At 71.8% G+C, this 13,217-nt stretch carries 10 protein-coding genes; 6 read left to right on the top strand and 4 right to left on the bottom strand.

What is annotated here, in order from left to right:
• Positions 1–3: 3 nt before the first annotated feature.
• The 4 genes from ACTJKJ_RS19475 to ACTJKJ_RS19460 form a co-directional block, all read right to left on the bottom strand.
• Positions 4–1,371, bottom strand: coding sequence for an alpha/beta hydrolase (locus ACTJKJ_RS19475; RefSeq protein WP_440821440.1), 1,368 nt, complete (start codon positions 1,369–1,371; stop codon positions 4–6).
• 83 nt (positions 1,372–1,454) lie between these two features.
• Positions 1,455–3,014, bottom strand: a complete 1,560-nt coding sequence (gene hutH, locus ACTJKJ_RS19470) for a histidine ammonia-lyase (protein WP_440821439.1) — start codon at positions 3,012–3,014, stop codon at positions 1,455–1,457.
• Between the two features lie 78 nt (positions 3,015–3,092).
• Complete coding sequence (gene hutU / locus ACTJKJ_RS19465; RefSeq protein ID WP_091721664.1) at positions 3,093–4,787, bottom strand: urocanate hydratase; 1,695 nt, start codon at positions 4,785–4,787, stop codon at positions 3,093–3,095.
• Positions 4,788–4,851: 64 nt separating this feature from the next.
• Positions 4,852–6,303, bottom strand: a complete 1,452-nt coding sequence (locus ACTJKJ_RS19460; RefSeq protein ID WP_440821438.1) for a purine-cytosine permease family protein — start codon at positions 6,301–6,303, stop codon at positions 4,852–4,854.
• 98 nt (positions 6,304–6,401) lie between these two features.
• Between ACTJKJ_RS19460 and hutC the strand changes: the two genes are divergently transcribed.
• The 6 genes from hutC to ACTJKJ_RS19430 all read left to right on the top strand — a co-directional run bounded on the left by hutC (position 6,402) and on the right by ACTJKJ_RS19430 (position 13,204).
• Entirely contained in the window at positions 6,402–7,157 is a 756-nt protein-coding gene (gene hutC, locus ACTJKJ_RS19455; protein ID WP_440821437.1) for a histidine utilization repressor, read from the top strand.
• Between the two features lie 88 nt (positions 7,158–7,245).
• Positions 7,246–7,800, top strand: a complete 555-nt coding sequence (locus ACTJKJ_RS19450; RefSeq protein ID WP_175538170.1) for a HutD/Ves family protein — start codon at positions 7,246–7,248, stop codon at positions 7,798–7,800.
• Between the two features lie 2 nt (positions 7,801–7,802).
• A complete protein-coding gene (hutI, locus tag ACTJKJ_RS19445) occupies positions 7,803–9,029 on the top strand; it encodes an imidazolonepropionase (protein ID WP_440821482.1) in 1,227 nt (408 codons plus the stop codon).
• A gap of 88 nt (positions 9,030–9,117) precedes the next feature.
• Complete coding sequence (gene hutG / locus ACTJKJ_RS19440) at positions 9,118–9,978, top strand: N-formylglutamate deformylase (protein ID WP_440821436.1); 861 nt, start codon at positions 9,118–9,120, stop codon at positions 9,976–9,978.
• A complete protein-coding gene (gene hutF, locus ACTJKJ_RS19435) occupies positions 9,975–11,345 on the top strand; it encodes a formimidoylglutamate deiminase (RefSeq protein WP_440821435.1) in 1,371 nt (456 codons plus the stop codon). The genes hutG and hutF overlap by 4 nt, the downstream gene beginning before the upstream one ends.
• 302 nt (positions 11,346–11,647) lie before the next feature.
• Positions 11,648–13,204 carry a methyl-accepting chemotaxis protein gene (locus ACTJKJ_RS19430; protein ID WP_440821434.1) on the top strand — a complete coding sequence of 519 codons (1,557 nt, stop codon included), beginning with the start codon at positions 11,648–11,650 and terminating at the stop codon, positions 13,202–13,204.
• Positions 13,205–13,217 lie beyond the last annotated feature (13 nt).

Here is a 13,217-nt window from a genome sequence, read left to right as displayed (position 1 = left end):
GAGTCAATAGGTGCCTTGGCCCTTGGGCATCGGAGGACGGACCTCGACAGGGAACGGATCCCGCTGCTGACGATTGCCATCGCGCGGCTTGGCGTTGAACTGCCGGTCGACGAAGCGCAGCACCGGCTCCACACGCGCCGCCCAGCTCGCTTCATCGTGCGTCGCACCCTCCGCCTCGAGGTAGGCGATGTCTCCGCTGGCCCAGCCGCGCGCGTACAGCACGCCGCGCAGCTTGCGCAATTGCCGGATCGCCTCGGCCCCTTCGCCGGTCCCCATGTCCAGCCACAGCTTCGGACGCGGCACCGACATCGGCAGCGGAGTCTTCTGCGCATCCCGAATCGGGAATTCGTTGTCCCACCACAGCGAGGGCGACACCACCAGCGCCGTGCCGAACACGTCGCCGTGATGCACCGCCAGCCACAGGCTCATGATCCCGCCCAGCGACGATCCGCCCACCGCCGTGTGCGCCGCGTCCGGCAGCGTGCGGTAGCGCGCGTCGATCGCGGGCTTGAGCTGCTCGATCAGGTAGCGCGCGTAGGCCGCCGCCTGGCCGCCCTGCGTGTGGCCGTCGCGGCTCATCGCGGTGGCGGTGTACTCGTCGATGCGGCGCGTGGTGTTGTTGACCGCCACGATGATCATCGGCTGGATCTGCCCGTCCACCGTCAGCCGCTGCGCCGTCTCGTCGACCTGCCATTCGGCGCCGGCCGCCGCCGCGTCGAAGACGTTCTGCCCGTCGTGCAGGTAGAGCACCGGATAACGGCGCTGCGTGTCGCGCTCGTAGTTCGGCGGCAGCCAGACCTGCACGCCGCGCGCGCCGACGAAGCGCTCCGGCAGCGGCTCCAGGCGTTCGATGGTGCCGGCGCGGCTCAGCGAGATCGGCGCGCCCGGCGCGTTGAACGCGCGCGTCACGCGCACCTCGTCCGACACCAGCTCGATCGCGCGGTTGCCGCCGGTCTCCCAGCCCGCGTCGCCTTCGCCCTGGCCGGGGCGCTCGATGCGGAACTTGTAGGGCACGGTGCCGCCCGGCGGCACGCGCTCGAAGCTCGTGGTGACGCTATACCAGCCGTCGCGCCCCAGCCCGGCGGCCGGCGCGATCAGCGAGCGGGTCCAGCTCAGCGGCGCGGCGCCGCCACGCACGCCCACCATGTCCCGGGCCGGATCGAAGCGGCCGGCGGCGATCTCGTCGCGCAGGTCGATGTCGAAGACCACCCGGGTCGCGGCGAAGGCGCGCGGCGCGACCAGCATCGCCGCCATCAGCAGCAACAGCGCGGCAACGAAGCGGACAAGCGCGGGCGAGGGGCGTGCCGGCGCGCGGCCGGCGGAAACGACAACGGCGCGCGGGAGGCGCGCCGTGGAGGCGGTGTGAGGCATGTGGAACCCACCAGGTGAGCCGGACGGTCAGGCCGCCGTCCGGCGGGTCGGCGGCGGGCCGGGCCCGCCGAGGCCCCCGGATGTTAGTCCAGCACGACCAGCTCGGTGCGCGCGCGCAGCAGCGCCGCGGGGCCGCGCGGGCCATCGTCGTTGACCAGCGCGAAGGCGCGCTCGATGTCCGGCGCCAGGTAGTGGTCGGAGGGCATGGCGGGGCAGCGCTCGCGCAGCAGGGCGTGCATGTCCTCCAGCGGCGCCGAGCTGCGCAGCGGGCGCAGGAACTCGATGCCCTGGGCCGCGGCCAGCAGCTCGATCGCGACGATGTGCGCCGTGTTGTCGAGCATCGGGCCCAGACGGCGCGCGCCGAAGGTCGCCATCGAGACGTGGTCCTCCTGGTTGGCCGAGGTCGGCAGGCTGTCGACGCTGGCCGGATGCGCGAGCGACTTGTTCTCGCTGGCCAGCGCCGCGGCGGTGACGTGCGCGATCATGAAGCCGGAGTTGAGGCCCGCGTTCTCGGTCAGGAAGGGCGGCAGGCGCGAGACGCCGGTGTCGATGAGCATCGCGATGCGGCGCTCGGCGATGGCGCCGACCTCCGCGATCGCGCAGGCCAGCGCGTCGGCCGCCAGCGCGACCGGCTCGGCGTGGAAGTTGCCGCCCGAGATCATCGCGGCCGGGCCGTCGGCCGGCGCGAACACCAGCGGGTTGTCGGTGACCGCGTTGGCCTCGCGCAGCAGCACGTCGCGGACGTAGCGCGACTGGTCCAGGCAGGCGCCCATGACCTGCGGCTGGCAGCGCAGGCAGTAGGGGTCCTGCACCCGGTCGTCGCCATCGCGATGCGACTGGCGGATCGGGCTGCCGGCGAGCAGCGCGCGGTAGGCCGCGGCCGTCTCGATCTGGCCGGGCTGGCCGCGCACCTCATGGATGCGGGGATCGAAGGGGCCGTCGCTGCCGCGCGCGGCGTCCAGGCTCAGCGCGCCGCTGACGACGGCGGCGGCATAGACGGTCTCGAAGCGCAGCAGGCCCTCCAGCGCCAGCGCGGTCGAGGTCTGCGTGCCGTTGATCAGCGCCAGGCCCTCCTTGGCCTCCAGCACCAGCGGCTTCAGGCCGGCGCGCTCCAGCACCGCGAGCGCGGGCTGGCGCTGGCCGTCGACCAGCATCTCGCCTTCGCCCATCAGCGCCAGCGTCATGTGCGACAGCGGAGCCAGGTCGCCCGAGGCGCCCACCGATCCCTGCGCCGGCACGTAGGGCACCAGGCCCGCGTTGAAGGCGTCCAGGATGCTCTGCACGACGGACTCGCGCACCCCGGAGAAGCCGCGCGCCAGCGAGGCCGCCTTGGTCGCCAGCATCAGCCGCACGACCGGCGGCGCCAGCGGCGCGCCCACGCCCACGCAGTGCGAGCGGATCAGGTTGCGCTGCAGCGCGGCCAGCTCGTCCTTGCCGATGCGCTTGGAGGCCAGCTTGCCGAAGCCGGTGTTGACGCCGTAGACCGGATCATCGCCGGCCGCGGCGGCCTGCACGACGGCGGCGCCGCGGCGGATCGCCGGCCAGGCATCGGCGTGCAGCGTCAGCGTCACGCCGCCGGCGCGGATGCGGCGCAGCTGGTCCAGCGTCAGCCGGCCGGGGATGAGTTCAAGGGAAGTCGTCATGGGAACTCGGTTCGAGAACGGATTCGTGGATCGGGGATCGCGGGATCGCGAGATCGCGAGATCGAAAAGGGCGGCGGCTCAGCGGCCGAGCATCGGCAGCTTCAGGCCGCGCTCCTGCGCGGTCTGCTGCGCGATCTCGTAGCCCGCATCGGCATGGCGCATGACGCCGGTGCCGGGGTCGTTCCACAGCACGCGGGCCAGGCGCTTGTCGGCGGCTTCGGTGCCGTCGCAGACGATCACCACGCCGCTGTGCTGCGAGTAGCCCATGCCCACGCCGCCGCCGTGGTGCAGCGACACCCAGGTCGCGCCGCCGGCGGTGTTGAGCATCGCGTTGAGCAGCGGCCAGTCGGAGACGGCGTCGGAGCCGTCCTTCATCGACTCGGTCTCGCGGTTGGGGCTGGACACCGAGCCGGAATCCAGGTGGTCGCGGCCGATGACGATGGGCGCCTTCAACTCGCCGGTGCGGACCATCTCGTTGAAGGCCAGGCCCGCCTTGTGGCGCTCGCCCAGGCCCAGCCAGCAGATGCGCGCCGGCAGGCCCTGGAAGGCGATGCGCTCGCGCGCCATGTCCAGCCAGCGGTGCACGCCGGCGTGGTGGGGGAACAGCTCCTTGATCTTGGCGTCGGTCTTGTAGATGTCCTCCGGATCGCCGGACAGCGCGACCCAGCGGAACGGGCCGCGGCCCTCGCAGAACTGCGGGCGCACGTAGGCGGGCACGAAGCCGGGGAAGTCGAAGGCGTTCTTCACGCCCTGGTCGAAGGCGACCTGACGGATGTTGTTGCCGTAGTCGACGGTGGGAATGCCCATCGCCTGGAAGTCCAGCATCGCCTGCACATGCACCGCGCAGCCGCGCGCGGCGGCGGCCTTCAGGTCGGCGTGCTTGGCGGGATCGGCGGCGGCGGCCTTCCACTGCTCGACGGTCCAGCCCACCGGCAGGTAGCCGTTGATCAGGTCGTGCGCCGAGGTCTGGTCGGTGACCAGGTCCGGCTTGATCGCGCTGCCGGCCTTCACGCGGGCCGCCAACGCCGGCAGCACTTCCGCCGCGTTGCCCAGCAGCGCGATGGAGACGGCCTTCTTCTCGGCCGTGTACTTGGCGATGCGGGCCAGCGCGTCGTCCAGGTCGGCGGCCTGCTCGTCGACGTAGCGGGTCTTGAGGCGGAAGTCGATGCGCGACTGCTGGCATTCGATGGTCAGCGAGCAGGCGCCGGCGAAGGTCGCCGCCAGCGGCTGCGCGCCGCCCATGCCGCCCAGGCCGGCGGTCAGCACCCAGCGGCCGACCATGTCGCCGCCGAAGTGCTGGCGGCCGGCCTCGGCGAAGGTCTCATACGTGCCCTGCACGATGCCCTGCGAGCCGATGTAGATCCAGGAGCCGGCCGTCATCTGGCCGTACATCATCAGGCCCTTGCGGTCCAGCTCGTTGAAGTGCTCCCAGTTGGCCCAGGCCGGCACCAGGTTGGAGTTGGCCAGCAGCACGCGCGGCGCGTCGACATGCGAGGGGAAGACACCCACCGGCTTGCCGGACTGGATCAGCAGGGTCTCGTCCTCGTTGAGGTTCTTGAGCGACGTCAGGATCTGCTCGAAGCAGTCCCAGTTGCGCGCCGCCTTGCCGATGCCGCCGTAGACCACCAGCGCATCGGGGTTCTCGGCCACGACCGGATCCAGGTTGTTCTGGATCATCCGGTAGGCGGCCTCGATCAGCCAGTTCTTGCAGGTGAGCTGCGTGCCGATCGGGGCACGGACGGGACGGGGTTGGGCGTGGTGCGCGTGGCTCATGGCGGTTCCTTCTCGGGAGGCTGGGGATCGTGAGGCGTAAGGGGGCCTGGGGGGGGCGTGAGGGTCAGCGGCGGCCGGGGGCCGTCTCGCCGTCGGGATAGATCATGGTGGCGGGCACGCGCATCGTGCGGCGCGCCAGCGGGTAATAGACCAGCGAGGTCAGCACCAGGCTGACGATCCAGGAAATGTCGGCGCCGCCCAGCCAGTCGGCGATCGGGCCGCGGTACAGCTTCTGGTTGAGGAAGGGGATCTGCACGATCACCCCCAGCAGGTAGCAGCCCAGCGCCATCGCGTTCCAGGCGCCGTAGCGGCCCTGCGGGTCGTAGAGCGCGGGGATGTCGACCTTCTCGCGCGAGACCAGGTAGTAGTCCACCAGGTTGATCGCGCTCCAGGGCACGAAGACCGCGAGCAGCAGCAGCACGAAGTTCTTGAAGTGGTTCAGGAAGTCGGCGCTGGCCAGCACCGCGATCGCCATCGAGGCCAGCACGAAGCCCAGGATGGTCGCCGCGCGGGCCGCCGCGCCGATGCGCAGCGACGGCCGGAAGGCGCCCAGCGTGGTCAGCAGCGTCATGCAGCCGCCGTAGGCGTTCAGGCAGTTGACGGTCAGCTTGCCGGCGACGATCACCGCGTAGATCGCCGCGGCCACGGCCGGCCCGGCGAGCTCGCCCATGAAGCCGACCTGGTTCTTCAGGAATCCGCCGCCGGCGGCCGCCACCAGCACGCCGAAGGTCATCGTCAGCTGCGCGCCCAGCACCGTGCCGGCGAAGGTGGTCCAGAAGGTGCGCGCGGTCGAGGTGCCGGAGGGCAGGTAGCGCGAGTAGTCGGCCACGTAGGGCGCGAAGGTCAGCTGCCAGCCGGCCGACAGCGCCATCGTCAGCAGCAGCGAGGCCATGGTGAAGGGCTTCTGGCCGAAGACGGCGGCCACGTCCTGCTGCTGGAACAGCCGCAGCGCCAGGTAGCCGAAGCCCAGGATCCCTAGCACCGTGGCGATGCGGCCGACGACGTGGATCAGCCGGTAGCCCACGGTGGCGATCAGCGCGGTCAGGCCGCCGAAGATCGCGATGCCGACCAGCGGCGACTCCGCGCCCAGCAGCAGGTTGATCGCCTGGCCCGACAGCACCGTGCCGGTCGCGGCGAAGCCCAGGTACATCACCAGCGTCAGCAGCAGCGGCAGGGCCGCGCCCTTGACGCCGAACTGCACCCGGCTGGAGATCATCTGCGGCAGGCCCAGCCGCGGTCCCTGCGCCGAATGCAGCGCCATCACCGCGCCGCCCAGCAGGTTGCCCAGCAGCAGGCCGACGATCGCCGTCAGCGCCTCTGCGCCGAAGACGATGGCCAGGGCGCCGTCCACCACCGCGGTGATCTGCAGGTTGGCCGCCATCCAGAGGCTGAACTGGCTGCCCGGGCTGCCGTGGCGCTCGCGTTCGGGCACGCGGTCGATGGTGCGCGTCTCCAGCAGCCGGTCCGGCGGGGCGGACGCGCCGGCGCGCGACGCGGCGGAAGTCGATACGGTCATGGATGTCTCCTGGGCGCCGTCGTGCGTGTCGCATCTGCTGGCGGGATGCGGCGGACTCTAGTTGTCTATACAAGTACAGTCAAGTAGGATGCGACCCCATGGCGACGAAGTCCTCGAGCTCCCTTCCGGCCTCCGCGTTGAGCGGTGCGGGCGGCCCCGCGCCGCAGTACCTGAAGGTCAAGACGCACCTGCGCGAAGGCATCGCGGGCGGGCGCTGGCGGCCGGGCGAGCGCCTGCCGTCGGAGGCGGACCTGACCGAAGCCTTCGGCGTCAGCCGCATGACGGTCAATCGCGCGCTGCGCGAGCTGCACCAGGAAGGCCTGGTCGAGCGGGTGCAGGGCGTGGGCAGCTTCGTCGCGCAGCTGCACCGCATCGCCTCGACGCTGACGGTGCGCGACGTGCATGAGGAGATCGCCGCGCGCAATCACCGGCACGAGGCCAGCGTCCATGTCCTGGAGACGGTCAAGGCCAATGCCGAACAGGCCGGCCTGCTGGGCGTGCGTACCGGCGCGACGCTGTTCCACAGCGTCATCGTGCATCGCGAGAACGGCGTGGCGATCCAGTGCGAGGACCGGCTCGTCAACCCGGCTTGCGCGCCGGACTACATGGACCAGGACTTCACGCGCGTCACGCCCACCCATTACCTGCTGGAAGTCGCGCCGCTGTCGGAAGCGCGCTACACCATCGAGGCCGCCATGCCGGTCGCGCTCGAGGCCCGGCTGCTGGGCATGCCGCGCGGCGAACCCTGCCTGGTCGTGAAACGTGTCACATCCAGCCAGGGCCGCGCGGTGACGGCGGTGCGATTGGTGCATCCGGCCAGCCGCTACCTGCTAGAGGGGAGCTTCCAGGCGTGACCCCCGGGTTGACGTTTGGTGACGTGTCCTCATGAGCGAGTCTTCGAGAATCCCGCCCTTCAGCAATAGCCCTGTGCAGTTGGATGACATGAGCTGGATGAGGATCACCGCCGACGAGGTTGCCCCGACCCCGTGGCGCAATGGGGGAGGCCGGACCCGCGAGCTGCTCGCGTGGCCGCACGTCGCGGACTGGAAGGTGCGCATTAGCGTCGCGGACATCGACCGCGACGGGCCGTTCTCGGCCTACCCCGGCGTGGACCGCTGGTTCGGCGTGCTGTCGGGGGAAGGCGTGATCATGCGTGGCCGTGCGCTCAAGCCCAACGAGGGCATGGTCCGGTTTCCCGGCGAGGACGCGCCCGACTGCACGCTGATCGACGGCCCGACGCAGGACTTCAACGTGATGCACCGGCGCGATGCCGGCGTGTTCCGGCTGCAGCCGGCCGACCGGCCGCTGATCCCGCACGGCGCGCGCTGGCTGGGCCTGTTCACGCAGGAAGGCGGCTTGCTGATCCACGGTCACCGCTCGGTGCCGCTGGCGCCCCACACGCTGGCCTGGTGTGAATCGCCGGCCGCGCACAGCTGCGTCTTCGACGACGGCGATCAACATGGGCCGGCCTGGTGGCTGGTCTGGAGCGACACATGACGATGACCTCGACCGCCGCGCCACGCCGCGCCCTGTGGACCCACGCGACACTGGCGACCTTCGCCGGCGAGCGCGACTGGGGACTGGTGCACGACGGCGCGCTGCTGGTCGAGGACGAACAACTGCGCTGGGCCGGCCCCGCGGCCGAGCTGCCGGCCGACCTGCGCGACGGCGTCGCCGACACGCACGACCTGGGAGGTGCGCTGGTGACGCCCGGGCTGATCGACTGCCACACGCACCTGGTCTACGGCGGCGAGCGATCGGCGGAATTCGAGTTGCGCCTGCAGGGCGCGACCTATGAGGAGATCGCCCGCGCCGGCGGCGGCATCCGCTCCACCGTCGCCGCGACGCGCGCCGCCAGCGAGCAGGCGCTGTGGACGCTGGCGGTGGCGCGCGCCCGCGCGCTGATGGCCGAGGGGCTGACCACGCTGGAGGTGAAGTCCGGCTACGGCCTGTCGCTGGCGGACGAGGCGAAGTGCCTGCGGGTGGCGCGCCAACTGGCCGGGCTGGGCCTGACGGTGCGCACCACCTGCCTGGGCGCGCATGCGCTGCCGCCGGAATTCGAAGGCCGCCAGGACGAGTACGTCGACGCCGTCTGCGCCTGGCTGCCGCAACTCCAGCGCGAGGGCCTGGTCGACGCGGTCGACGTGTTCTGCGAGCGCATCGCCTTCACGCCGGCGCAGACCCGCCGCGTCTTCGAGGCCGCGCGCGCGCTCGGGCTGCCGGTCAAGCTGCATGCGGAACAGCTCAGCGATCAGGGCGGCGCCGCGCTGGCGGCCGAATTCGGCGCGCTGTCCTGCGATCACCTCGAATGGCTGAGCGAGGACGGCATCGCCGCGATGGCGCGGGCCGGCACCGTCGCGGTGCTGCTGCCCGGCGCGTTCTACTTCCTGCGCGAAACCAAGTTGCCGCCGGTCCAGGCGCTGCGCGACGCCGGCGTGCCGATCGCCCTGGCGACCGACCACAACCCGGGCAGCTCGCCGGGGCTGTCGCTGCTGCTGATGCTGAACATGGCCTGCACCTTCTTCCGCATGACGCCGGAGGAGGCGCTGCGCGGCCTGACGGTGAACGCGGCGCGGGCGCTCGGCTTGCCCGACCGCGGGCGGCTGGTCGCCGGCCTGCGCGCCGATTTCTGCGTCTGGGAGGCCGCGCATCCGCGCGAGCTGGCCTACTGGTTCGGACGCAACCCGCTGCGCCAGGTGGTGGTCGGCGGCCAGGCGCGAGCGTGAGACAAGCGGCGGACGATCGCGCGACGACGTGATCGCTGCCGCGGCGCGGCGGCCTGTTGCCGTCGCGCGGAGACAAGAGGAACGAGCGATGAAGCACGACGTCTTTGAACTGCGGCGCGGCCGCACCCCGCTGCTGATCAGCATGCCGCACGTGGGCCGCGAGATCCCGGCCGACCAGCATCACCGTTATGTGCCGCGCGCGCTGGGCAGCGAGGACACCGACTGGCACCTGGAGCCGCTGTACGCGCCGATCGCCGAGCAGCTCGGCGCCGGGATGCTGGTGCCGCGTTTCTCGCGCTACCTGATCGACCTGAACCGCCCGCCCGAGGACACGCCGATGTACCCCGGCGCCTCCAACACCGAGCTCTGCCCGACGCGCTTCTTCACCGGCGAGCCGCTCTACCAGGACGGCCTGGCGCCGGACGCGGCCGAGAAGCAGCGCCGCATCGAGCAGTACTGGGCGCCCTACCACCAGGCGCTGCAGGGCGAGCTGCAGCGGCTGCGGCAGGAGCACGGCTTCGCGCTGCTGTTCGAGGCCCACAGCATCCGCTCGGAGCTGCCCTGGCTCTTCGAGGGCCGCCTGCCCGACCTCAACATCGGCACCGTCGAGGGCAAGTCCTGCAAGCAGGTCACGCGCCAGGCGATCGAGATCGTGCTGCAGGCGCAGGACGACTTCAGCTGGGTCGTCGACGGTCGTTTCAAGGGCGGCTACATCACGCGCCAGTACGGCCGGCCCGAGCTGGGCCAGCAGGCGGTGCAGCTGGAGATGTGCTACCGCTGCTACATGGTCGAGAACGACATGGGCTTCACCGGCTACGAGCTCGACGCGGGCTGTGTCGAGCGGGTGCGGCCGGTGCTGACGATGCTGCTGCAGGCCTACCTGATGGCCAACCCATCGGCCAACCCGTCCGCCAACCCACCGACCCACCCGCCGCGGAGCGCCGCATGAGCGCCGCCCCCGTGACGCCGACGGCCTTCCACGCGCCGCTGGCCTGGCTGGACGGGCGCTGGCAGGCTGATGTGCTGATGCGCGTGGGCGCCGACGGGCACTGGACCGCGCTGAACGCCGGCGCGCCGGCGCCGGCCGATGCGCTGCGCCTGGGCGGGCCGGTGCTGCCGACGCTGGTCGATGCCCACAGCCATGCGTTCCAGCGCGCCTTCGCCGGCCTCGCCGAGCAGCGCGACAGCGACAGCGACGATTTCTGGTCCTGGCGCGACCGCATGTACGGCGTCGCCCTGCGCGTGACGCCGGCGCAGCTGAAGGACATCGCCGCGCAGCTCTACACCGAGCTGCTGGCCGGCGGCTACACGCAGGTCTGCGAGTTCCACTACCTGCATCACCGCGAGGACGGCACGCCCTACGAGGACGAGCACGCGATGGCGCTGGCGCTGGCCGAGGCCGCGCAGGAGGTGGGCATCGGGCTGACGCTGCTGCCGGTGTTGTACGCGCACGCCGGCTTCGCGCACCCGGGACTGCGCGAGACGCAGCGCCGTTTCCGCACCGATGCCGACTGGGTCTGGCGGGCCTGCCGCCGCATCAACGCCGCCGGGCTGCCGCTGGTGCGCGCCGGCGTGGCGGTGCACTCGCTGCGCGCGGCCCATGAGGCCGACGTGCGCGCGCTGCAGGCGCTGATCGGGGACGCGGACATTCCCATCCACGTGCACGTCGCCGAGCAGATGCAGGAGGTCGATGACTGCCTCGCGGCGGCCGGCCGGCGGCCGATCGATTTCCTGGCCGACTACGGCCTGGATCCGCGCTGGCAGCTGGTGCATGCCACCCACAGCACGCGCGAGGAGATCGCGCGCATTGCCGCCAGCGGCGCGGGCGTGGTGATCTGCCCGGGCACCGAAGGCAACCTCGGCGACGGGCTGGCGGACCTGCCGGGCTGGCTGGCGGCCGGTGTGCCGCTGACGGTGGGCTCAGACAGCCAGGTCACGCGCGGTTGGGTCGAGGAATTGCGCTGGATGGAGTACGGCCAGCGCCTGGGCTTGCAGCGGCGCAACGTGGCGGCGCGGCCGGGGCACCAGCCCTCGACGGCGGCGCGGCTGTTCGATGCCTGCGTCGCGGGCAGCGGGCGGGCGGCCGGGCTGCCGTCCTGGGGCTTGCAGGCCGGGGCGCGGGCCGATTTCCTGGTGCTGGACACGACGGCCAGCGGGCTGGCGGGCCTGCCCGATGCCGCGCTGCTGGACGGCCTGGTCTTCGCCAGCCAGGGCCCCGCCTGGCGCGAGGTCTATGTCGCCGGCCAGCCGCGCCCGACCGACGATGCCCACCGCCGCGAGCGCTTCCAGGCGACGATGGCCGCGCTCTGGCGCTGACGCGGGCGGGGCCGGGAGCCCCGCGCTCGCGTGGCGGTGGCGCGGCCGGTCAGCTCCACCGAGCGCATCGCGCGCCAGGGCAGCAGAACGCGGCGCTGGTCGAGGAATCGGCCGCGGCGGCGCGGAGCCTGCAGCACCAGGCGGATGCGCTGTCGCAGTCGGTGGCGGTGTTCAAGCTCTCCTGAGCAGCGTGACTTCCGTCCGGGAGGAGTGCACGCTCGACCCGGTTTAGCGCGCCGCGTCGCCGTGCGCCGGCATGCGGGCTGCTAGGCTTTTCGCTTCGATCCAATCGTCGGGAAAACATGCAGTCTCTGCGCAATTACACGATCCGGACCCGCCTGCTGGGACTGGGCCTCCTGTCGGTCCTGGCGCTCCTGCTGATCGGGGGCGCCGGCCTCTGGGCCATGGGCAGCACGCGGTCCGAGTTCCAACAGTACGTCGCCCAGGACGTGGGCTCGCTGACCCAGCTCTCCGAGGTGCGCGCCGGCATCGGCAACCTGCGCCGCTTCGAGAAGGACATGCTGATCAACATCGGCGATGACGGCACCGTCAAGCAGGCCCAGGCCGACTGGCAGAAGACCTATGCCGGCGTGATCCGCAGCCTGGACGCGCTGGCCGCGATGGAGACCGGCGCCGAGACCGCCGCCATGCCGCCGAAGCTGAAGCAGGCGCTGCAGGCCTACAAGGCCGGCGTGGACGACATCGCCAAGCGCATCCTGAACGCCGATTTCGTCGATGCCGCCGAGGCCAACCGCTCCACCGACGTCATCAAGGCGCCGGTGCAGGCGATGGACAGCGGCGTGGCCGAGATGACCCGGGCCATCCTGCAGCACGGCGAGGACGAAGTGGCGCGCCTGAGCACGCGCGAACGCGCGGTGCGCGGCGCGCTCGGCGTGGTGCTGGTGATCGGCGTGGTGCTGATCGGCCTGCTGACCGTGCTGAACATCCGTTCCATCCTGGCGCCGCTCGCGCAGGCGGTGGACACCACCGAACGCATCGCCCGCAAGGACCTGAGCGAGCCGGTGACCGTGCACGGCGCCGACGAGACGACCGCGATGGCGCGCGGCGTGCAGGGCATGCAGGACGCGCTGCGCGAGGTCGTCGGCGGCGTGCGCAGCGCCACGGACAGCATCGCGACGGCGTCGCGCGAGGTCGCGGCCGGCGCGCATGACCTGAGCCAGCGCACCGAGCAGGCGGCCTCCAACCTGCAGGCGACGGCCTCCGCGATGGGGCAGCTGACCGCCAGCGTGCAGCACAACGCGGCCTCCGCCGGCGAGGCCAAGGCGCTGGCCGAGCAGGCCGCCGACGTCGCCGGCCGCGGCGTCAGCGTGGTCGGCGAGGTGGTGCAGACGATGGGGCGCATCAGCGCCTCGTCGGCGCGCATCGGCGACATCATCGGCACCATCGACGGCATCGCCTTCCAGACCAACATCCTGGCGCTGAACGCCGCGGTGGAAGCCGCGCGCGCGGGCGAGCAGGGCCGCGGCTTCGCGGTGGTGGCGAGCGAGGTGCGCTCGCTGGCGCAGCGCAGCGCCGAGGCCGCCAAGGAGATCAAGCAGCTGATCACCGCCAGCGGCGAGAGCGTCGCCAGCGGCGCGGCGCTGGTGGAGCGCGCGGGCGAGACGATCAACGAGATCTCCGACTCCATCACCCGCGTGTCGCGCATCGTGGCCGAAATCAGCCATGCCACCGCCGAGCAGAGCGGCGGCATCAACCAGATCGGCTCGGCCATCGCGCAGCTGGACCAGATGACGCAGCAGAACGCCGCGCTGGTCGAGGAATCCGCCGCCGCGGCGCAGAGCCTGCAGCATCAGGCGGATGCGCTGTCGCAGTCGGTGGCCGTCTTCAAGCTGGGCTGACACGGCCCGGCGG

This window comes from Roseateles sp. 22389, from assembly GCF_052044995.1.
Lineage (GTDB): Bacteria > Pseudomonadota > Gammaproteobacteria > Burkholderiales > Burkholderiaceae_C > Roseateles.
Note: the sequence above shows the minus strand (reverse complement) of the source record. Positions and strands in the feature narration are given on the sequence as shown.